The 20,900-nt window shown below is 42.6% G+C and carries 21 protein-coding genes; 5 read left to right on the top strand and 16 right to left on the bottom strand.

Annotated elements, in window-relative coordinates:
* Position 1: 1 nt before the first annotated feature.
* From ggt to JI665_RS17920, 3 genes are all read right to left on the bottom strand, one after another.
* Complete coding sequence (gene ggt / locus JI665_RS17930) at positions 2-1,783, bottom strand: gamma-glutamyltransferase (RefSeq protein WP_206842010.1); 1,782 nt, start codon at positions 1,781-1,783, stop codon at positions 2-4.
* A gap of 160 nt (positions 1,784-1,943) precedes the next feature.
* A complete protein-coding gene (locus JI665_RS17925; protein WP_206842006.1) occupies positions 1,944-2,549 on the bottom strand; it encodes a zinc dependent phospholipase C family protein in 606 nt (201 codons plus the stop codon).
* Positions 2,550-2,564: 15 nt separating this feature from the next.
* The gene (locus JI665_RS17920) at positions 2,565-3,077 is read right to left on the bottom strand and encodes an acyl-CoA thioesterase (RefSeq protein WP_206842002.1); all 513 of its coding nucleotides are present in this window, start codon (positions 3,075-3,077) and stop codon (positions 2,565-2,567) included.
* A 144-nt stretch (positions 3,078-3,221) separates the two neighbouring features.
* Here JI665_RS17920 and JI665_RS17915 point away from each other — a divergent pair, with 144 nt between their 5' ends.
* Positions 3,222-3,794, top strand: a complete 573-nt coding sequence (locus tag JI665_RS17915; protein WP_206841998.1) for a TetR/AcrR family transcriptional regulator — start codon at positions 3,222-3,224, stop codon at positions 3,792-3,794.
* Positions 3,795-3,870: 76 nt separating this feature from the next.
* Positions 3,871-4,821, top strand: a complete 951-nt coding sequence (locus JI665_RS17910) for an NAD-dependent epimerase/dehydratase family protein (RefSeq protein WP_206841995.1) — start codon at positions 3,871-3,873, stop codon at positions 4,819-4,821.
* 10 nt (positions 4,822-4,831) lie between these two features.
* On the opposite strand, the gene JI665_RS17905 is transcribed toward JI665_RS17910, so the two are convergent.
* Positions 4,832-5,770 (bottom strand): magnesium transporter CorA family protein, encoded by a 939-nt coding sequence (locus JI665_RS17905; RefSeq protein WP_206841992.1) that lies wholly within the window; start codon positions 5,768-5,770, stop codon positions 4,832-4,834.
* A gap of 201 nt (positions 5,771-5,971) precedes the next feature.
* Between JI665_RS17905 and JI665_RS17900 the strand changes: the two genes are divergently transcribed.
* Together JI665_RS17900 and JI665_RS17895 are read left to right on the top strand one after the other, a co-directional pair.
* Entirely contained in the window at positions 5,972-6,235 is a 264-nt protein-coding gene (locus JI665_RS17900; RefSeq protein WP_206841989.1) for a hypothetical protein, read from the top strand.
* 58 nt (positions 6,236-6,293) lie between these two features.
* Entirely contained in the window at positions 6,294-6,968 is a 675-nt protein-coding gene (locus tag JI665_RS17895) for a hypothetical protein (RefSeq protein ID WP_206841987.1), read from the top strand.
* A 34-nt stretch (positions 6,969-7,002) separates the two neighbouring features.
* Here JI665_RS17895 and JI665_RS17890 read toward each other — a convergent pair whose 3' ends face one another.
* The 12 genes from JI665_RS17890 to JI665_RS17840 all read right to left on the bottom strand — a co-directional run bounded on the left by JI665_RS17890 (position 7,003) and on the right by JI665_RS17840 (position 20,104).
* Positions 7,003-8,328 (bottom strand): polysaccharide biosynthesis protein, encoded by a 1,326-nt coding sequence (locus JI665_RS17890; protein WP_206841985.1) that lies wholly within the window; start codon positions 8,326-8,328, stop codon positions 7,003-7,005.
* 134 nt (positions 8,329-8,462) lie between these two features.
* Complete coding sequence (locus JI665_RS17885; RefSeq protein WP_206841980.1) at positions 8,463-9,830, bottom strand: YjiH family protein; 1,368 nt, start codon at positions 9,828-9,830, stop codon at positions 8,463-8,465.
* 12 nt (positions 9,831-9,842) lie between these two features.
* Complete coding sequence (locus JI665_RS17880) at positions 9,843-11,162, bottom strand: aspartate aminotransferase family protein (protein WP_206841965.1); 1,320 nt, start codon at positions 11,160-11,162, stop codon at positions 9,843-9,845.
* 93 nt (positions 11,163-11,255) lie between these two features.
* Positions 11,256-12,626 carry a sigma-54 interaction domain-containing protein gene (locus JI665_RS17875; protein ID WP_206841962.1) on the bottom strand — a complete coding sequence of 457 codons (1,371 nt, stop codon included), beginning with the start codon at positions 12,624-12,626 and terminating at the stop codon, positions 11,256-11,258.
* A gap of 229 nt (positions 12,627-12,855) precedes the next feature.
* Entirely contained in the window at positions 12,856-14,736 is a 1,881-nt protein-coding gene (abc-f, locus tag JI665_RS17870; protein WP_206841948.1) for a ribosomal protection-like ABC-F family protein, read from the bottom strand.
* Between the two features lie 329 nt (positions 14,737-15,065).
* Positions 15,066-15,200, bottom strand: a complete 135-nt coding sequence (locus JI665_RS29000; protein WP_264740266.1) for an RAxF-45 family protein — start codon at positions 15,198-15,200, stop codon at positions 15,066-15,068.
* A 174-nt stretch (positions 15,201-15,374) separates the two neighbouring features.
* Positions 15,375-16,325, bottom strand: a complete 951-nt coding sequence (locus JI665_RS17865) for a cation diffusion facilitator family transporter (RefSeq protein ID WP_206841945.1) — start codon at positions 16,323-16,325, stop codon at positions 15,375-15,377.
* Between the two features lie 137 nt (positions 16,326-16,462).
* Positions 16,463-17,095 carry a response regulator transcription factor gene (locus JI665_RS17860; RefSeq protein ID WP_206841942.1) on the bottom strand — a complete coding sequence of 211 codons (633 nt, stop codon included), beginning with the start codon at positions 17,093-17,095 and terminating at the stop codon, positions 16,463-16,465.
* 45 nt (positions 17,096-17,140) lie between these two features.
* A complete protein-coding gene (locus JI665_RS17855; RefSeq protein ID WP_206841940.1) occupies positions 17,141-18,157 on the bottom strand; it encodes a sensor histidine kinase in 1,017 nt (338 codons plus the stop codon).
* Positions 18,154-18,888 carry a cell wall-active antibiotics response protein LiaF gene (gene liaF / locus JI665_RS17850; protein WP_206841937.1) on the bottom strand — a complete coding sequence of 245 codons (735 nt, stop codon included), beginning with the start codon at positions 18,886-18,888 and terminating at the stop codon, positions 18,154-18,156. The genes JI665_RS17855 and liaF overlap by 4 nt, the downstream gene beginning before the upstream one ends.
* 219 nt (positions 18,889-19,107) lie before the next feature.
* Positions 19,108-19,740 (bottom strand): PspA/IM30 family protein, encoded by a 633-nt coding sequence (locus tag JI665_RS17845; RefSeq protein ID WP_206841934.1) that lies wholly within the window; start codon positions 19,738-19,740, stop codon positions 19,108-19,110.
* Between the two features lie 16 nt (positions 19,741-19,756).
* Positions 19,757-20,104, bottom strand: coding sequence for a flagellar basal body rod protein (locus JI665_RS17840; protein ID WP_206841931.1), 348 nt, complete (start codon positions 20,102-20,104; stop codon positions 19,757-19,759).
* Positions 20,105-20,351: 247 nt separating this feature from the next.
* On the opposite strand from JI665_RS17840, the gene JI665_RS17835 reads away from it, so the two are divergent.
* Entirely contained in the window at positions 20,352-20,864 is a 513-nt protein-coding gene (locus JI665_RS17835; protein WP_206841929.1) for a hypothetical protein, read from the top strand.
* The last annotated feature ends 36 nt before the right edge of the window (positions 20,865-20,900 follow it).

Here is a 20,900-nt window from a genome sequence, read left to right as displayed (position 1 = left end):
CTTATTTGCTTTTCCCTTTTCCTTTCAAATCAACACCAATGGCAGCACCATTGCGGCTTGAATCTGCCACACCTTTGAAAATTCCTTTATCACGGTCGATCAAAATACTTTGGACGTTTCCAATCGTGGTCGGACTCGGACCGAAGCTATGCCCCATCCCTTTTAGCCTATTAATAACTTCTGAAGGAATGCCCTCTTCATAGCGGTAGGAATTCAGGCTATTTGTATAGATTCGTGTTTCTTCTACTGCAGCTTTTAGCTCCATGTCATATTCTATGGCGTAAAGAATCGTCTGCAGGACGGATGTTATAATCGTTGGGCCGCCTGGTGAACCGACTGTCAGTACAGGCTCGTCATCTTCAAAGACAATCGTCGGTGTCATCGAGCTTAAAGGCCGCTTGTTAGGCTGGACTTCATTTGCCCCGCCTGGTACGGCATCAAAATCTGTCAGCTCATTATTCAGCATCAGCCCGTAGCCTGGAACCATGATTCCTGTTCCGAATACCTGTTCAATCGTTGTCGTATAAGAGACAACATTACCCCATCTGTCCGTTACAGAAAAATGGGTAGTCTCGCCGTATTGGCGGTCATTCGGCTGTTCAGTTCTTTCATAATCTGCTTCACTCTCTTCATATTTCCATGGATCGCCTGCTTCTGGATTTTTGTTGACTTTATCCAGACTGATGAGTTCCTGGCGCTCTTTAATGTAATCCGGGTGAAGGAGCCCATTGACCGGGACATTTACAAACTCTGGATCCCCTGCATAAACGGCGCGGTCTGCATAAGCAAGATGCATCGTCTCAGCAAGCAGATGATATTTTTCCCAGGATTTTAAATCATATTGAGAAAGATTAAAGTCATCCAAAACCTTCAGCATCTGCAGCAAAAACACTCCGCCAGAGCTTGGAGGCGGCATGCTAGCAATTTCATATCCCTGGTAATCTCCCCAAATAGGCTCGTCAATAGTTACTTCATATCCTGCAAGGTCCTCAGGTGTCATCGATCCGCCAAAATCCTGCACCACACCAGCAAGAGCGTCTGCAATTTCCCCATTATAAAAAGCGTCTGTTCCGCCAGCACGTATCATCTTCAGGGTTTTTGCAAGATCCTTCTGTACCAGACGGTCCCCTTCTCCAAGAGGTTCACCCTTAGGCAAAAACACTTTGCCGGCAGCCGTTCTGCCAAGCTTATCCTGATTATCGGCAATCGCATCGGCTAATACAGAATCAATCGGGAAGCCTTTATCTGCCAGCTTAATCGCAGGACCGATAAGCTGCTGCATAGGGCGTGTTCCCCATTTTTCAAGGGCCGTTTCCAATCCCTTCAATGTGCCGGGCACACCGACAGCCGTACCGCCAGTTGAACGCTCCGCAAATGGAATCGGCTTTCCGCTTTCATCCAGGAACATATCTGGTGAGGCACCGGCTGGGGCACGTTCACGGCTGTTAATGATGCTGGTTTCTTTCGTTTTGCCATCATAGACCATCATGAAACCCCCGCCGCCAATTCCGGACATCATTGGTTCCACAACATTGAGGGCAAGTTGAACAGCGACAGCCGCATCGATGGCATTACCGCCCTTTTTCAAAACATCTGCACCAATTTTTGACGCAAGCGGATGGGCTGAAGCCACCATTCCATCCTTGCCGACATCAACCTGGCTATAACCGCCATAACCATCATCAGGCTTTGGCTGTTTCGCCTGCCCGGTTAAAGGCATGGTTCCGGCAACTAGTAAAATACTTAAAAGCATTAGAATACTAGCTTTCAAAACTCTTCTCATAATCTTCCTCCTTTTGTTAAGTTCTACACGTCTAACTTAAGAGGAAGGAAAAGGATAATCAAGAAATAAGAGTTAATATTCTGAAAGTTAAATCTATTTTACTAGACGCTGGTGTGTAAAAAGGTTCAATTATCCCTGCAGAATAGGAAGATATAAGGAGTCAGTTTTTTACAATTGACAGTTTCTTTAACTCGGCAGCCCCCAGCTCCACGGATGTTTCCACGTAGCCGATGATCTGCTGGAAAGTAAACACTTCAAGGGACTTTTCAGCGTCGTTTTTATCATATTCGAAGTCTTTTAAAATATAAGGGATGAAAGCACTGACTTGATCGGCAGAAACCTCATCTAAATCTGGCACCTTTACATTTTTCATCTCAAATTTAACTTGGCCGTATTGTTCAGACAGCTTTGCGTTACAAAGGCGAAAATCATTATGATAGCGGTTTAAGACTTCCTCATCTTTTTCCATTCTGTTTTTCAGCCAGGGAAGATAGAAGCCTGTCAGCCAGACATGGTCTGCAATTAAGTGGGTGTAATAGCCGAGGATGTAAGGTGAAAGACTTTTGCTCCTGTATTTATCAAGGAAACTCTTATAATCTATACTTCGCGTGTAATCATCCGTATTCCCTTTGTAAAAATGGGAAAGATCTTTGGGAGAAACAGCGTCAGGCGCTATTCCTCCAAGTAAAAATGCTGCTTTGTCCTCTATTTTCATTCTGGAAGCAATTTCATTGTTGATAATGCTATGCATCACTCTGGATCCCATTCTTCTCCCCCTTATTTACCAGGGCAGACCTGTACCGTATTTCTTTGCCCTGGCTTCACTGTCCTTTCTCCGTCTTTTGCGAATTTCGGCACGTTCTTTTGCTGATTCATATAAGCTCTTTTCCTCATCTGTCTCAGGCACAACCGCTGGCACCGGAGTCGGCTTTCCATTCTCGTCAACCGCAACCATTGTCAAAAAGGACATAGCACACACATTTCGGTCGCCTGTCAGCAGGTCTTCTGCAATTACTTTTACGAAGATCTCCATTGATGTCCGGCCTGTGTAGGTAACAAAAGCCTCCAGGCAGACTGAATTGCCTTCATAAACCGGATGAAGAAAGTCAACAGAGTCTGTAGATGCGGTTACGACATTTCTCCTTCCATGCCTCATAGCCGCGATGGCTGCGACATCATCAATATAAGCCATTAGCTTGCCGCCGAATAGTGTTCCATATGTATTCGTGTCTGGCGGAAGCACAATGCTGGTTTTTACCGTAAAAGATTCTCTGCATGTTTTGGTCTCACTCATGTTGTTCCCTCCTGTTTTAGTAAAGCATATCAAAAGCTGATGGCTAATAAAAATAATTTGAATAGACTGTAAAAAAACATTGCCAAAATATCCTCTTCGTCATATAATCTTATTGACCAGTGTTCAATAATGAAAGGTGATTCCATGAGTCCAAGAAAATCAGCCCATGACGAACTAACAAAAGAAGCAATCATCTCTGTTGCACGTGACCTGTTTGTAAAGGAAGGATATTCAGCAGCATCCATGAGAAAAATTGCTGACACCCTTCAGTGCAGCCATGGTGCCATCTATTATCATTTCAAAAATAAGGCTCAATTATTTTACGAAATGGTTGAAGCCGATTTCCAAAAGCTCGATCAAGTCCTCGACAGTGTGCTGGGAGAATCTGCAGATACCAATGAACAGAAGCTTTTCAGCATTTTTTACCGTTATATCCAATTTGGCCTTACCCATCAAAAACATTATGAGCTGATGTTTTTAATTCGTGATGATAATGTGAAAAGCTATCTAAATGAAGGACCAAATAAAAGCTACATGCATTTTGCGCAAGCGATTAATTCACTTGCACCAAGATCTCTTTCCATAAAGGATATTTGGTCTGTATTTCTAAGCTTGCACGGCTTTGTCACACATTATTGCAGATCGGAAACAACATTTGAAGAAGTGAAGGAACTCGCCTCTTCACATGCACAATTTTTAATAAAAGCAATTTTTTAAAGAAATGACATCGCATTTCTTTAATTTTTCCCTTTTATTGAACGGTGGTCAATTAAATAAAAAGGATGATGAATTAATGATGAAAACAGCTGCAGTTTTAGGAGCAACAGGCGGAATGGGATATGCTTTAACAGAGGCATTATGCCGCAGGAATATTAAAACTATCGCTTTTGCAAGATCTGAAGAAAACCTGCTTAACTTCCAAAAAGACTGGGGGTCAAATGCTGTTATCCATTCAGGCGATGCACTGAATGCAAATGATGTTGAAAAGGCCTTGTCCGAAGCAGATGCTGTTTTTCATGCCATCAATATCCCTTACCCGGACTGGGATCCCGCCCTCTCAATTATCTTAAATAATATCCTGCAGGCGTGCCGTAAACATCATAAGCCTTTTATATATGCTGATAATATATACTCCTATGGCCTTCAATCCAGCCCTGCTGCCGAAGTTTCCCCAAAAAATCCGCACACAAAAAAAGGGATGCTGCGCCAGGCACTAATTGAGACTATTAAAAAATCAGGCGTGCCATACATCATTGCCCACTTCCCTGACTTTTACGGCCCTCATACAGGAAACACTCTCTTACACTATACACTGAGCCAGATTACTGAAAAGAATAAGGGCATGTTTGTCGGCAAAACCAATATACCGAGGGAATTCATTTATATTAAAGATGGAGCGGAAGCTTTAGCCGAACTTGCATTGAATGAAAACTCATACGGTGAAGTCTGGAATGTCCCTGGTGCAGGAACCATTACCGGGGAAGAAATAGCCAGCATTGTTTCTCAGCATCTTAGCAGAGGCGTTACCTTCAGACCTGTCCACAAATGGATGATTCGTGCCATCGGTGTTTTTGATCCCATGATGAGGGAATATACAGAATTGATGTATTTGAATGAGAAGCCTGTTATTTTGGACGGCAGTAAATATGAAGCGAGAATTGGCTCTCTCCCTAAAACACCATATGAGGCAGGGATTAAAGTGACACTGGATCATTTACTAAACGAAAGGAATGCCGCATTCTAACGGCATTCCTTTATTTAAAGAATGAATTCTTCTTTTTTCCCCTTAGGATATCACCCATCCAGCCTTTTTTAACAAGCATGATATAGAGGGCTGCGGTAGAAGCGATGATAATGATAATGGAGAACAAATACCCATACTTCCATTCCAGTTCGGGCATAATCTTGAAGTTCATGCCCCATAGCGCTCCCCAGGTTGCAATTGGAGTCATAAGGGTGGTAATGACCGTGAGCGTCTTCACAATTTCGTTTCCCCGGTGCATGGATACCATTTCTTCAAAATTAACCAAATCATCAATTTCCTGCTGATACTCCCGCACCAGCGTATATCCCCTTTCAATTCGCTTGCAGGTTCTTTTAAATTCAGTTCCTTCTATAACCCCTTCACCAAACGCTTCTTCGACTCCCATCCTGATTTCCTTAACAGGAATCATGATATTTTTCCATACAAGGATCTGGTGACGGAGCTCATAAATTTCTTCCAGGCGGTTAATATTGTTTTTCTCTTTTATTTTCCAAAGCAGTTCATTTAACCGTACTTCAAACTTATCAATCTTCTGGATGTTATCACTTAGAACCTCGCCTAAAATCACGAAAAATCCATCAATGGCATTATGGGTATAATCCATTTTTTTCAATAGCAGTGATTCATCGGACTGAATGACAGACGAATCAAAGTTGACGGTGATGAGAAAATCCCTTGTCAGAAAATAGTGGAACAAACTATTTTCATGCTGCTCTTTGATTGTTTGCTGATAAATGAGCGAGCCGCTGAGAAATTCCTTATCACGAACGAAAGTATCTATTTCCATTACATTGGTTTTGTTCTCGGAAGTGTTCCTGGCCCATTCCTGTAATGCCTCTTTATAGTCGCCGGCCACATTAAACTCTATTTCATCCAAATGATCATAACGATACCATTTCCAATGATCTTCATTATATTCTTTTTCCATCCCCATCTTCCTCCTGGAATCCTAATCCTTTTTAATAAATACATAATTCCCCTCTCACGGCTCCAGTAAAACCCTTTAGAAGGAGTAATTATTTCTAGTACTGGAAACAATGTTATTTAAACTATATGTTTGCATTTAATTATGCCGGGTAAATATACACCAAGAAATACAAATTCAATTATTTGAAGGAGGAGCATAATCATGAATTCTCGTCCGTTAAATCCATATCTGTTAGCCGGTGTTGGCATTACAAGTATTTTATTGTTGGCAAGCAAAAACAATCGAAATAAAGTTCAGTCTCTTGCTGTTAAAATGAAAGGCATGCTTCCAGACCGCTTTTTAAATGATACAGTTCCAGAAGAAAAACTTGGCCACCCGGACCCGCATAATATTGAAGATAACAAAATGGTAGATGAAGGTGCCATGTATTCAGTAAATTACTATAACCAAACCGTACAGCAATGACCTAAGGACTGGCTTCCTTAGGTTTTTTACATAATTCTAAATTTTCGGAGGAAATAAGATGGGTGTTCTTTTCATCCTGATTTATTTGGGAATCGTTTTGGCTGTTATCGAAATTCATACCCTTATCTTCACATATACTGGGCTTGATAAGCATATTGCGAGATTTCAGGTGATCAGCATGCTGACAGGAACCGGCTTTACAACCGGGGAATCGGAACTGATTATCGACCATCCGATCCGCAGAAGGTTCGGGGCCTTTTTAATTTTATTTGGTGCCTTCTCATTGGCAGTTATTATTTCTGCAATCAGCAGCATCCTTTCAGATGAATTTTTTACTGCTAAGATCTCGTTCGTTGCCGCCGCCCTAATCATGGTTATTTTTATTTTAAAGATGCCTAAAATGCGGGATTATCTTTCGGGGAAACTGGAGCATGAGCTCGAAGAACATTATGATTTTCGTGATCTCCCGATAAGAGAGGCGCTGCTTACAGATGATACTGATCAAGTATTGGATTATTTCATTGATGAAACATGTGGATTTAAGGAAAAGGAGTTAGGAGATATTATCGAAGAGGATGAGGATATCAATGTGCTGTATATCCAGCGGGGTGACATAAAGATTAGAAAAGAACGGCTAGTGACGGAGCTTCAGGAAGGCGATCATATAATCCTGTACGGAGATGAACATACAATTGAGAGTAAATTCGGGGAAAAAAATGAGGGAAAAAAATAGCATCTGCCCATGGAGGGGAGATGCTTTTTCATTTTCAGTAAAACTGCTTAGCTGGCGATAGATACAGAGTCAGTCCAATTTTCCTGCATACTGTTACATAATGCATCATGGCGAGGAGCACTGCTCCTGTATTCATGCCCATAATGATCCCATCCATCTGCAGGCTATGCATAGAACCAAGCAGGTACATGACTGTAAATGAAACAACCGTGGACCATACTGAATGATAAGCTGCATCTTTCATCAGGCCCAGGCCGATTAAGTAGGCCTGCATCGGGATAATGAAGAAGTGAAGCAAAAAGAATGGCCAAAGCATCTGCAAATACACTGCTGCATCTGTTGAATGAAAAAACACATCGGTCAGCGGCCGTGCGAAAAAGTAAAAAAGTCCAACTGAAGGAATTCCGTATAAAAAGGTGACAAAAAACACCTGCTGAAGAAGCCTCCTCAGTTCATCCAGGTTTTTATCCGCATATTCTTTAGACACAGTTGGAATCAGCATAATTAAAAATGAATGGGCAATGAAGGATGGAAAAAAGCCGATTGTCATGGCCACACCTGCAAGCATACCAAAATGCTCTGTCGCAATTTCTCCCGGCACCCCTGCTTTAAATAGCGCAGCTTTAATCAAAAATGGCTGTACTGCATGGGTCAAGGCATGAAAAACTCGTAAAGCGGTAGTCGGCACAGAAACAGATAGAAGGTTTTGCCGAACACTTTTACCGCTGATAAAACTCGATGGCTCTTTTTTAATGCGCTGATACTGAATAATAAACATATGCAGAAGATATAGGAAAACAACAATCTCACTTCCTACAAAAGTACAAAAAGCAATGAATACTGCGGTATTGGCATCAAATTGAAAGGCCTGGTAAAGAACCACAAGCAAAAGGAGCTGAACGGATTTGCGCAGAAAATTGGAGGCTGCAATTTTCCCCATTTGATGCTTCCCCATGAAAAAGCCTCTGGCAATCGAGGAAAATGACACGATTGGGATAAAGCCGATCACAACCCATCTCAGCAGCGGGTGGTACTCATTAAAGACACTGACGAACGGAATAATAGCCGATGCAGCTGGCACCAAAACGGCTGTAAAGATAATAGTAAGCTTGATGACATGATGGAGCATGCTGAGGTGGTACCTTTTATCTTTTTCTGCAATGAATTTGGAAATAGAGATCGGAAGCTCAAAACTTGCCAGCAGCACAATCAAAAATATGGTCGGCAAAATCGACATGTACATGCCGAGGCCCCTCTCCCCCAGTTCCCGGGCGAGCACCATATTCACCACAAACTCTATACATTCGCTTGCAAAAGCCGCCAGTGCAAGCAATATGACTCCCTTGAAGAATTTACTCATTGCGCCTCTCCTTATATAATGCAGATTCTATATAAGATATGAGACATGCCCCGATAATATATTGCCCTTTTGGAACTTTTAAGAAAATTAATATAACGAAAAGGAGGGCTGGCTATATGCCGCCCTCCTTTCAGCTAAAATACAAAAACATGTGCAATCAGTACAATAACAGGTAGAGTAATAACCGTTCTTTCAATAAAAATAACTAATAAATCCACAAAGCTCAGCGGAATGTTCGAACGCAGGATCAGGATCCCGATTTCAGACATGTATACTAATTGTGTTAATGACAGGCCCGCCACGACAAATCTTGTCAGTTCGCTCTCAATCCCGCTCCCGATAACGGCTGGAAGGAACATATCAGCAAAGCCAACAAGCATGGTCTGTGCTGCTGCTCCTGCTTCCGGCAATTGCATAAACTCCAAAACCGGAATGAGCGGATATGAAATAAACTTAAATGCAGGTGTGTATTCCGCAATGATCAGTGCTGCTGCTCCCAGGCTCATCACAAGCGGAATCAGGCCCATCCAAATATCCAAAACGGTTTCAATGCCATTGGTTAACAGCTTTTTGGGACCTGGAGCATTCCTTGCTTTATCAATTGCCTGCTCCCATCCCCATTTCAATTTCGAAACCCCTTCCGGAATGGTTTCATCAATCTGCTGTCCTACTGGCTCATAATAAGTATCCGGCTTCCGGGATAATGGCGGAATTCTTGGCATAATCAATGCTGCCACTACACAGGCGGCAGAAACGGTTAAATAAAAAGGGATGAATAAATGGCCAAGGCCAACCACATTCGCAACTACAAGGCTGAAAGCAACAGATGCAATCGAAAAGGTTGTCGCAATGACCGCTGCTTCTCTTTTTGTGTAAAAACCTTCATCATATTGCTTCGTTGTTACCAATACACCTACTGTTCCGGCGCCCATCCAGGACGCAAGGCAATCGATGGAGGACCTTCCGGGAAGTGTGAAAAATGGCCTCATAAATTTCTGGACAAGCGCCCCAATGAACTCCATTAATCCAAATTCCACTAAAAGCGGCAGAAGGATGCCGGCAAACAGGAACCACGTAAGTAAAACGGGAGCCAGGTCGTAGAGAACCACTCCGCCTGTATTTCGCGACCAGATAAATTCAGGCCCGACCTCAAACAAAGTCATAATTCCTACTGCGAATCCAAGGATTCTCATGGTTAATCCAAACTTCCCGGTATCAAATAATCCTTTTAAAAACTTATTATCCAGTATAAATGCCGGTTTTGCTGCTTTTGTCAGGATGGAAAGAAAAACGGATATCCCTAAAATAAAAATGATAATGGCAGGCATCTGTTCACTGAACGCATTGCCTAAAAGAGATGCTAATATACCAACACCAATCGTGACATCTCCCTGAAATTTAACTGGAACCAGAAATAGGAGCGATCCAATTAAAGATGGGATGACAAATTTCCAATACTCTCCTGTGACAGCCTGCGGCTTAACCCTTGTCTCAGCTTTCATTCTCATACCTCCTTATGATTTGGAAACAACTGCTTCATGTTCTGTAAGTGCTTCTTCCAATACTTTCAGACCCTGGTCGATTTGCTCTCTTGTCACGATAAGCGGCGGAATCATCCGAATCACTTCCCCTGAATTTCCGCAGAGATAAAAGAGGACTCCCTTATCAAGTGAAGAGTTCAGAATATCCATTACAGCATTTCCATCCGGTTTTCCGGTTTGCGGGTCGATTATTTCAATGCCGATCATCAGCCCCAGACCTCGGACACTGCCAATTGCAGGATGTTCGGCTTGCAAATCGTGTAATTTCTTTAATGCATACTCTCCCATTTGCTTTGCGTTTTCCAAAAGATTTTCCGTTTTTAGGACTTCAAGGGACGCTAATGCTGCAGAGCAGGCAATCGGATTTCCGCCGAAGGTTGTTCCATGGGCACCCAGCGGCCATTTTTCCATCAATTCTTTTGAAGCTGCAGTTGCGCTTAGCGGCAATCCTGCCGCGATTCCTTTTGCAATTGCCATGATATCCGGCACAACATCAAAAGCCTGTGCGGCGAACCACTCTCCAGTACGCCCAAAGCCGGTTTGCACTTCATCAAATATCAGCAGGATTCCATGCCGGTCACAGATTTCCCTGATTTTCTGCATCCATCTCTTCGGAGGAATGATATAGCCTCCTTCCCCGAGAACCGGTTCAATGATCATGCAGGCAACCTCTTCCGGGTCCACCTGATGCTTGAAGAGTGTTTCGGCATCCTTTTCCAGTTTTCTTGGAAAGTACTCTTCAGGATCTTCACCAAAAGGGCAATCCCGCTCATCCGCATATGGAAGTTGATAAGTCAGCCAGGACGGCTGCTGAAACTTGCGGTATTTACTTTTGGATGTGGATACACTTAGCGCCCCCATCGACCTTCCATGGAAACAGCCTGTGAAGGAGACAACATAGGGCCTCCGCGTGACATACTTTGCCAGCTTAATAGCTCCTTCGATTGCTTCAGTCCCGCTATTCGCAAAGAAAAAGCAATCCAGATTTCCCGGCGTAATTTTTCCAAGCTCATCTGCGAGCCTCAAAATCGACTCATAGATGATAACGCCTGACGGGCCGTGCACCAAATGGTCTGCACTGTCTTTAATAGCCTGTACAACCTTTGGATGGCGATGTCCGACATTTTCCACTGCGATGCCTGATGTAAAATCCAAATACTCTTTTCCATCGACACCGTAGTAATAGCAGCCTTCCGCCTTAACCACCGGCAAATTAGGGTGATCCTTTGCCATGCTTGGCGCCAATAAGTTTGAAATGTTCCCGACAAGATGAATCCAATTTTCTCCGTTCATACTTTCCCCTCCTGAATCCTGCATAGATGAAAAATGCTATGTTTGCTCTGCTATTCTTTAATGCAATATTCATGCCAAAGTATGTATTAACAATCATATTTTTTTTAATTTTCTTACTACTGAAGGCTGACTGATCCCCAGGGCACCCGCTATTTCAGTTGTGGTTCGGTAACGCTTCCTCGCATTGATTAATACTTTCTTCTCTACATCTTCCAAAATCGCAGGAAGAGATTGTCCCTCATAATCTATAAAACCATCTTTTTTTCCTTGCATATGGTATTCATAAGGCAGGTCCTCTTTTGTAATCATCAGGCTGGTGCTTGTCACGATAAGCCGCTCCATCAGATTTTCAAGTTCTCTTACGTTTCCCTTCCATTCCAGCTGCAGCAAGTGATCGACCAGGGATCTGTCCAGCTGTCTTTCCCGATTATGCCTCTTGGAGATTGAGTGGAGAAAATAATGAATGAGCGCAAATAAATCATCTTTCCTCTCCCTTAAAGGCGGAATCTTCAATGGCACCACGTTCAGCCGGAAGAATAAGTCCTGCCTGAAATCCTTGGATTCAACTGCTTTTTCGAGATCCTTGTTTGTTGCTGCCAGGAGACGAAAATCAGCCTGAACCGGCTTTGTCCCCCCCACTCTATAAAACTGCTTGTCTTGTATGAATTTCAGCAGCTTTGCCTGCAGATGGGCTGAGAGTTCACCAATTTCATCAAGAAATAGCGTGCCTCCTTTTGCCATTTCAGCAAATCCCATTTTGCCTTTATTCTTTGCCCCTGTAAAAGCACCGCCTTCATACCCGAAAAACTCAGCTTCAAAGATGGATTCCGGAATGGCACTGCAGTTCACTTCAATGAACGGACCGTCTTTTCGCGTGCTGTTTTGATGTATCCATTTAGCGAGAGCCGATTTTCCGACACCTGATTCACCCAGGAGCAGGACTGTGACATCTACATCCCGGATTCTTCTGATGGTTTCGGCAATATTTCTCATCGCCAGGCTGTCAGCTATCATGCCATCCATTTTGATGCTCTTATTGCGAAGGAGATCCAGTTCGCTTTTCACCCTGGCCATTTCTTCTTCAACGCTGTTCAGATATTCTTTTATAACAAGAAGCTCCGAAACATCGTAGGAATAACTGACAATATGATCGATTTTTCCAGTTTCATTGAATACTGGAATACCGGTAACCAGGATCTTTTTGCCTGATCCGGCTTTTTGCACCAGAATGACTTTTTTCTTTTTCTTTAATACTTCTGGAGTGATCGCAGGCTTGAAAACCCCTTTTTTTTCCAGATCATATACAGATTCGCCAAGGAGAGATTCCGGTTCAACTCCATAATGGCTGCCGCTGCCTTTACTGACTTTTATAATTATTCCGTCTGCATTGGTTACCATAATGTCTTCTTCCATTGAGGATATAACTTCTTTATCATTATTCCAGTCCATGAAAAAGCTGTTCATTAGTCCCTCCGAAAAAATTATTCAATATTGAATAGCGTTTCTTCTTTTGAATGATCTTATTATTAATAGAAAATATCGTAAAATTATTCAGATTTAAATAATTATTCAACTTTGTATATTACTATACAGGAAATAGATGAAAACTGAAAGGTTTATTTAAAATAATTTTATATTAATTCAATATAATGAATAAAAAAAGGCTAACCCGTTTGTTAGCCTTCACTCGCTTTTATAAAATAGCATCCAATTTCCCGTATAGCTCTTCCCTCTGCTTTTCAAGTTCTTCTTTTTCTTGATAAGCTATCTGCAGCTTCTCTAAATCCATTTCCTTTTCCAAAACCATTTCTAATTTTATAAGACTAGTCTCAATTTGTTCAATTGCGTACTCTAATTCCTCTGGTGCCAGCCCTTTATTATTTTTTTTCGGAAAAACAGCCTCTATCTTTGCCTTTTTAACTGCAGGCACTACAATCTCCTCTTTCCGCTTCTCCTCCATTTTCTTTCTGGCCCAATCATAATTCCCTTCATAATAATGAAGTTCTTTTTGATCAATCCAGTAAATTTTGCTGAATATTCGATTGATAAAATAACGGTCATGAGAGACAGCCAAAATCGTTCCATTGAATTCTTCCAGTGCCTCTTCGAGTACCTCTCTAGATTCGATATCAAGATGATTGGTCGGTTCATCAAGTATAAGAAAGTTAATATCCCTGTGCATGAGCTGGGCCAGGCGCAGCCTCATTCTTTCACCGCCGCTCAATTGCGATACTTTACGAAAAACAGTATGGCCATAAAAGAGGAAACCGGCAAGAATATGGCGTGCCTCTCCCTCTGTTATAGTCAGCCCTTCCCTAAAAGTATCAATTACCGATTGATCATCAGCTCTTGAGAAAACATGCTGTGACAGATAGCCAATTTTAAGGCTGCTTCCTTTCCTGATTTCCCCTGCATCTGGTTCCAGCTCTCCCAGGATCATTTTGACCAAAGTCGATTTTCCTGTTCCATTATCCCCGACAATAGAGGTCCGATCGCGGAATTGGATGTGCATGCTGACGTTTTGGAATAAGTGCTTACTCCCAAAAGACTTGCTTACTTCTTTCATTAAAACCACATCTTTTCCGCTCCGCTCAGATGATTCAAGATCCATATTCATTTTTTTTCGGTTTAATACTGGCCGGTCCAGCTTCTCCATACGCTGGAGAGCTTTTTCCATGCTGCTTGCCCGTTTATGGAGACCCGCGTTAGGCGGGGTGCATTGATTGGCCCATTCTCTTAACCTCTTGATGGCTTCCTTCATCTTCTTGATTTTTTTCTGCTGTTCTTCATATTGCTGAAACTCTCTCAGCAGCCTTTCTTCTTTCTCTTTTACAAAGCCTGAATAGTTTGTCTGATAAAGGGTGATTTCTCCATCTTCCAAATCCAGAATCCTGCTGACCGTTTCATCTAAAAAATACCGATCATGTGAAATGAGCACTACTGTCCCTTCATAATTCTTTATAAAATCTGCCAGCCATTCTACTGCCTTAATATCCAGGTGGTTGGTCGGCTCATCCAGCAGAAGCAGATTCGGGGATTTCAGGAGCATGTGGGCGAGGCATACCTTTGTTTTTTCTCCACCGCTTAGACTGCTGAAATCCTTGTTCAGAAGACTGCTGATATTGAGGCCATTTGAGATGCGGTCTATCTGGCTATCCATTTCATAGCCATTGTTCAGTGCAAACTGATCCTGCAGCTCCCCATACTCTCCAATAAGTTTATTTAATTGATCCGGAACCGTTTCATTCGCCATCTCCTGTTCCATTTTCTTCATCGTTTTTTCCATTTCAAGCAAATAAGCAAAAGCTGTTTTTAAAACATCAATTGCCTTCATACTAGCTGGATAATCTGGAATTTGCGCCAGATAGCCAATCTCACAACCCTTTTTCCAATGAATCTTGCCTGTATCCGGGACTTCTGCTCCAGCCAGCAATTTAAACAGAGTCGTTTTTCCGCTTCCATTTCTTCCTGTCAAACCAACCCTGTCCTTCTCATGAATTTCAAAGCATATATTTTCAAACACGATATTTCCGCCGTAAGTTTTTCCGGCTTGCTGTGCGCTGCATGCGATCATAGATAATTCCTCCAAATTTATAAAAATATACATAAAAAAGCCATAGGAAACATTCTCCTATGGCCTAGATAAAATCTGATAAAATGAAGCTTTTACTGGACGATTTACTGCTCACAGTTAGCTATGCGGCTATGCGCCGGCCACTCAGCTGCTGCTGCCAAAATGCGTCAGCATTATACTGAGTTCATTTAATCAGACTTATATGAAAGCTTGACGCAACAAGATTCCTTACTCTGGTTGCGAAGCTCACCGCAATTAAACGGGATAAAAAAAGAGAGCTTGAAGAAGCCCCCTTCACCGTTCTTGAAATGCGCGTTAAAGAGATGTTTTCACTGTTTTGTTTTCATATGAAATTTGCTAAAAAAGGACAGACTTGTCCCGTTAACAGCAAAACCATGAAAAATTGCACGGTAAATTGTCAGGAATTCAATCCATTCACCACGTGCCAAAACAGTTCCAATCATCTCTTCTCCACCTCCATTTCAAATAAGTTAGTTTTATTTTAATATTTCTTCAATTCAAAAGCAATGGGTATTATCCTGCATTTTCCAAAAATAATGTGCATTTTATAGGAACTGTTAAGAAAAAATTATACTTACTGAAAAAGGATGCCTTTGGTTCAGGCTTCCTTTTCATTATTATTTCCACGTCTGAATCTGGTCTGTTTCAAGAATACCAAGAGTTACATCACTAATATCAGGGTCATCAAGCAGCTGATTTCTTACACCAATTTTTATATCATCCGCATCGGCAAGCGTGAGGCCTTCGACCAGCTCAATATACCCCTCCACATGATATCTTCTTCCCTCCTGGATCAGCCGCAGCTGCTTAATATCCACGACTTGAGGATCACCGAGAATAATTTGGGCGATACGGTCTTCAATATCTTTTGGTGCCGCTACTCCAATCAGGCCTAACGTATTTTCAAATCCAATTTTCACAGCGATGCCCACCAGAAGCAGTCCAATTAAAATTGTGCCGACCCCATCCAGGAAGTAAAGTCCTGTAAAATGAGCAATTAAAATCGAAACAAGGGCAAGTAAGGCACCAAATGTCGCAATAATATCTTCATAAAAAACCAGGCGTGTTGGGGGGGATGCAAGCCTGACATTTTTAAAGGCAACAGGCACTATGCCAAATCCTTTGGCTGGAGTCCTGGTTTCATGGCCGATTTCTTTCATCGCTTTTAATAAAATAAATCCATCGACTGCTACTGCAAGAAGCATAACTCCCACATTGAGCCAAAGGTCGGTTGATTCCTTTGGATGCTGAATCAATTCCCAGCCTTTATGTATCGTTTCATAGGCCATGATAGAAATGACAATAACAGCAATTAATACGAACAAGTTGATCACCCGGCCAAATCCTGTAGGGAACCTTTTGGTTGGCGCCTTTTCTGCAAGCGCACTGCCAAAAAACACAAACCCCTGGTTCAGTGCATCTGCAAGAGAATGAAGGGTTGTGGCAAGCATGGCCCCGCTCCCACTTGCAAAAGCTGCCAGACCTTTGGCAATTGCCAGTGCCGTATTTCCGATTGCCGCCATCCCCGATGATTTATTTCCTTTTTTCAATAAAGCAATCACAGACATCTCATCACCGCCAAATTTTTTTGTTTGGTTTTATTGTTACCCTCATGAGCCGATTCTGAATCATTTTTTTCTGGTTCATCATTCATCATTCAGGCAAAAATAAAAAGAGCTAATCTCACAATTAGCTCTCCAGAACATTATTTAACCAGCGAGTGCTTGAAGGCATAGATGACTGCCTGGGTCCTGTCCTGCACCTGCAGCTTGCTTAATATATTGCTCACATGTGTTTTGACTGTTTTTAAGGCAATGAAAAGTTCGTCGGCGATTTCCTGGTTCGTTTTGCCTTCTGTCATCAAAAGAAGGATTTCCATCTCGCGGCTCGTCAGTTCTTCATGGGGCAGCTGCTGGTTTTTCTGCCTCATTTTCACCATCATTTTACCGGTCACTTCCGGCTCCAGCACTGATTGTCCATGATAGGTTGAGCGGACTGCCTCAGCAATTTCACTTGCTTTAGAGGTTTTCAGCATATAGCTTGTCGCTCCTGCCTCCAATGCCGGATAAACTTTTTCATCATCAAGGAAGCTTGTCACAATGATGATCTTAGCTTCCGGCCATTTCTCAATGATTCTTCTGGTCGCCTCTATGCCGTCCATTTCTTTCATAACGAGATCCATCAAAATGATATCCGGCCTCAATTCGAGTGCCAGATCAATAGCTGTACTCCCGTTATCGGCTTCTCCTATAACCTCAATATCCGGCTGTGCCGTCAAATAGGAAGAAACTCCAATCCGAACCATTTCATGGTCATCCACAAATAAAACTTTAATCATTGGCCTCACCCTCAGTATTTAGTCTTGCCTCGCAGCAGACATTATTTACATAATCGGAACCTTTACTTCAAGACGGGTTCCTTTGTTTCTTACACTGATGATTTTCATGCTTCCGCCAACTTCAGCAGCCCGCTCATGCATGTTCTGCAGGCCGTAGGAGCCGGCCCTCGTTTCCTCTACGTCAAATCCTACTCCATCATCAGCCACCCGGAGTATGGCATAATCATCTCTTTGAATCAGGAGGACTTCAAGATTTTGCGATTTTGAATGGCGGAGTGTATTAGACACAGCTTCCTGAAGAATGCGGAATAGATGGTCTTCCACCCCTTTATCAAGCGGAAAATTCTCTACCTTCCATTCAATCTCCATAGATACTTTTTGAAGCAATTCGACCAGAAGCTCTTCAATTCCTTCCTGGAGGCTTTTCCCCTTAAGGGCCGCTGGACGAAGGTGCAGCAGCAGGGCACGCATTTCCAGCTGTGACTGATGGATCATTTCTTCCACCATTTTCAGCTGTTTTGCCTGCCTGTCTTCCGGATCCTGCTGGGTTTCAGTAATCGCGGACATCATCATGGATGCTGCAAACAGCTGCTGGCTGACAGAGTCGTGAAGCTCGCGTGCAAGCCTGTTCCGTTCCTGGGAAACGATTTCCTGCATCCTGTTCTCGATATCTTCCGCTTTTTCATTTGCCAGTTTTTGAGAAATCTTCGCCTGATCTGCCATATGCTTTTGAATTTTCTCGGCCCTGACTGCTATGGATTGCAATTCTTTACCCGTTTCCTGCACATCCAATTGGCGGCCTTCCTCCACCTGGTGAAGCATAGTGTCCACTGCAAAAAGCTGCCGGCGCCAGTAAATGCCTGACAATAATCCAAAGATCAGGCCAAGAGCCAGGCTTACGCTCGGCACAAATAAGATAAACGGAATATCGAGTATTTCCGTTTCCCACAGATCCCGCCAGCCTGGAATGGGAAACATCGTAAAAAAAGAAGCTGTCAGGACAGCAAGAATAAAGAGGGACATGCCCGCTCCCCAGGCAATCTGCCGCTGAATGATACTCATACGCGCTTCACCTCGATATCCCCGACTGCAAGTGAAGTGAAAATCTTAACGCGCTGTCCTGATTGATCATAGCCGGGAGTTTGAAGCTGAAGGAGCTGGTTAAACATCTTTGATTCTTCGTGCTCGAAGATTCTGGCCTTACCCACAATGGCTGAATGGCTGACACTAACCTCCACGTCGTAGGGCACAAGCACCTGCACATTTCCGATGAAGTTGCGGATGAAAATAACGGTTTCTCCCTTGGGAATAACCGTATAGCTTAAGTCTATGACCGTATCGCCTATGCCGGTCTGTATATTTATATCATTCCATTCGTATACTTGCTCAGGTGTTTTTTGCTGGCCGACAAATATATTGGAAAAAAGAGGATTCTTTTTAATGACTGTTTCTTTCTGGAGATTCACTGCCGGTTCCTTGAACTCCGGCTGAATCCGTTTAGGATCTTTTTTCGACTGCCCAAATTGAATCAGCAGGTGAATCAGAATTGCCAGCAGGAAGAATTTCAGAGTCATCATGCTGAAAATATTGATGAGCAGAAAAATTAGCCCAAGCCAGAAAAGCCATTTTCCGGAGCTCTTAGGCATCCTCTTTCTTCCGATATATACCATTCCAATCGGCACTAGAAGAGAGAATAACACGCCGCTATTAAAAAAGGCTATTTCCACAAAGAGAAAGACAATGCCCAATATGATAATCCAGCTCATATAATCGCTTTTGTTGTTCATGTTCATGAGGCATCCCCCCTTCTGTGTTTTGGAATGATAAGAAAAGCGCAAGCGCTGTTGTCAATAGACTATAAAAGGCGCAGTATCCCTACGCCTTTTTAGAATACCATTTTTTGTTCATAAAATAGAAAGAGTTTTTATCTTTTTTGGGAAAAAGATAGGACAGGCAGGAGTATTTATTGTTTTTTTTGCATGTTACAGACTTTTCAAGTTTAGTAGGCTGTATTACAGTACAGGCTTCTTCTCCATCTCTTTTTCCAGCTGGGCGATGCGGGCATCGATTGTGCTGCGGTGATAGGAGCTTTTCACCTGATGTTCAAGACGGTCAAGATAGGATTCGATTTCCTGGAATCTTGTAAAGGACTTATCATTGTTTTGATCAAGCACCTTATCCATTTGGTGGTTGGCGCGTGTGATGTTTTCACGGCCCATCAGCTCCATGCGGCGGATGTGCATATCCTTCAGTTTATGCTTCATTTCCTCGTATTTTCTTTCAAGGTCACCCATTTGCTGTACAGCCTGGTTCAGAAGATCCTTCAAACGGCTGGCACGCTCTTCATACTGCATTTGCTCCTGAGCTGCAAACTGATAGAGTTCTTCTTCACCTGCCTGTGATGCAACCTCTGCCTGGCGCTTGCGTTTGTCTGCAAGGTTTTTCGCCTGCTCGCATTCTCGAGTGAACTCTTCCTTCAATGTATATTGACGTTCCAAAAGCTTGCGGACCTTTTCGGTTTCGCGCTCACATTCACGAAGGTATTGGTTTAAGAGTGCGATTGGATTCTTTTTCTCCTTTTTATCCAATGCTTCATGAAGGTCTGCCATTACTGTATCTTTGATTCTCGTTAATAGGTTTGCCATTTGTATCTCTCCTTTTTTAGTTTCTGTTTAAATCCGCCCATTGCTTTTCAAAGTTAGCAAAAGGGTCATTGTCTTCTTCCATTACACTTGAGCTTGAATCGTTCCACTTTTTATAGACCAGATATAGAACGTATGCAGCTGCAAGCCCTAAGATTGCCGGGAAGTTGGAAGCGGTGGCCATCAAAGCGATGAACCCGATGATTCCATAGCCGATTTTTCCCATCGTGCTTTCTGCTTTTAAAAATTGTTTCAACACAAAGTATAGAATCGCCGCGCTTACTGCCAGACCCACGATCGGGCCAAGATTTGAAATCAGCACCATGGCTGCAATTCCACCTGCTATCAGTAATCCAAGTTTTTTCATTTTCGTTTCCTCCTTTCTTGATTTCATCTTACCTGTTTAATGAGAATGCTATAACGAGCCTCAGCTTTATTTTCAAATAAGACCTGAGACGTAGCAGATGGTCGGACTTTTTCAATCAAGATGGGAAATATGGAAAAAGAATGTACGTTAATACGGAAAGATGCGGGGTAGACATGGGGTAGGCAAACAAATAATGATGCTGCATTGCGCAGGTTTTTCATACATCTATTGAAATGGAGGTCTTCCCGTGTTTGGGTATGATGATTTTTTGAAATTCATTCAAGCCTTTTTTGTGGTTTTCCCAGTGGTCACACTGATTCATTTATTGGGTCATATCTTCTTTGCAGGCCTTTTTGGAGGAAAAGGGATACGGGTTATCATTGGCACAGGCAAAATACTATTCTGTATGAGATTTTTGGAGGTTAGGCGGTTTTACTTCTGGTATGGAGGGTGTAAGTTTACATCTTTAAAATACAACAATAAACTGACCAAATCTCTTATCTTTTTAGGAGGGTCTATTTTTAACATAGGGAGTATTTTTATTGTAAATTACTTGATCCGGATTGGCATTCTGGAAGCTAACATGCTGTGGTACCAATTTGTATATTTCTCCTTTTATTACGTCTTTTTCGCCCTGCTGCCAATGGATATGGCAGATGGCACGCTTAGTGACGGGAAGGCCATGTACAAGCTCTGGTTTGATAAAAATAAAGATGATTCCTCAGCAGACTGCCAGCTGGTTGACGAGGAGAAAAGATAATGAGAAGGATTATGAGCGAATTTTCGGTTTTATCGG

This window comes from Bacillus sp. NTK034, from assembly GCF_017303275.1.
Classification (GTDB): Bacteria; Bacillota; Bacilli; order Bacillales; family Cytobacillaceae; genus Cytobacillus.
This window is presented reverse-complemented; position numbering and strand designations above follow the sequence as displayed.

Coding starts and splice junctions, on each gene's coding strand:
- ggt (WP_206842010.1), bottom strand. CDS start 1,783: ATGAGAAGAGTTTTGAAAGCTAGTATTCTAATGCTTTTAAGTATTTTA.
- JI665_RS17925 (WP_206842006.1), bottom strand. CDS start 2,549: ATGGGATCCAGAGTGATGCATAGCATTATCAACAATGAAATTGCTTCC.
- JI665_RS17920 (WP_206842002.1), bottom strand. CDS start 3,077: ATGAGTGAGACCAAAACATGCAGAGAATCTTTTACGGTAAAAACCAGC.
- JI665_RS17915 (WP_206841998.1), top strand. CDS start 3,222: ATGAGTCCAAGAAAATCAGCCCATGACGAACTAACAAAAGAAGCAATC.
- JI665_RS17910 (WP_206841995.1), top strand. CDS start 3,871: ATGATGAAAACAGCTGCAGTTTTAGGAGCAACAGGCGGAATGGGATAT.
- JI665_RS17905 (WP_206841992.1), bottom strand. CDS start 5,770: ATGGAAAAAGAATATAATGAAGATCATTGGAAATGGTATCGTTATGAT.
- JI665_RS17900 (WP_206841989.1), top strand. CDS start 5,972: ATGAATTCTCGTCCGTTAAATCCATATCTGTTAGCCGGTGTTGGCATT.
- JI665_RS17895 (WP_206841987.1), top strand. CDS start 6,294: ATGGGTGTTCTTTTCATCCTGATTTATTTGGGAATCGTTTTGGCTGTT.
- JI665_RS17890 (WP_206841985.1), bottom strand. CDS start 8,328: ATGAGTAAATTCTTCAAGGGAGTCATATTGCTTGCACTGGCGGCTTTT.
- JI665_RS17885 (WP_206841980.1), bottom strand. CDS start 9,830: ATGAAAGCTGAGACAAGGGTTAAGCCGCAGGCTGTCACAGGAGAGTAT.
- JI665_RS17880 (WP_206841965.1), bottom strand. CDS start 11,162: ATGAACGGAGAAAATTGGATTCATCTTGTCGGGAACATTTCAAACTTA.
- JI665_RS17875 (WP_206841962.1), bottom strand. CDS start 12,626: ATGAACAGCTTTTTCATGGACTGGAATAATGATAAAGAAGTTATATCC.
- abc-f (WP_206841948.1), bottom strand. CDS start 14,736: ATGATCGCATGCAGCGCACAGCAAGCCGGAAAAACTTACGGCGGAAAT.
- JI665_RS29000 (WP_264740266.1), bottom strand. CDS start 15,200: ATGATTGGAACTGTTTTGGCACGTGGTGAATGGATTGAATTCCTGACA.
- JI665_RS17865 (WP_206841945.1), bottom strand. CDS start 16,325: ATGTCTGTGATTGCTTTATTGAAAAAAGGAAATAAATCATCGGGGATG.
- JI665_RS17860 (WP_206841942.1), bottom strand. CDS start 17,095: ATGATTAAAGTTTTATTTGTGGATGACCATGAAATGGTTCGGATTGGA.
- JI665_RS17855 (WP_206841940.1), bottom strand. CDS start 18,157: ATGAGTATCATTCAGCGGCAGATTGCCTGGGGAGCGGGCATGTCCCTC.
- liaF (WP_206841937.1), bottom strand. CDS start 18,888: ATGAACATGAACAACAAAAGCGATTATATGAGCTGGATTATCATATTG.
- JI665_RS17845 (WP_206841934.1), bottom strand. CDS start 19,740: ATGGCAAACCTATTAACGAGAATCAAAGATACAGTAATGGCAGACCTT.
- JI665_RS17840 (WP_206841931.1), bottom strand. CDS start 20,104: ATGAAAAAACTTGGATTACTGATAGCAGGTGGAATTGCAGCCATGGTG.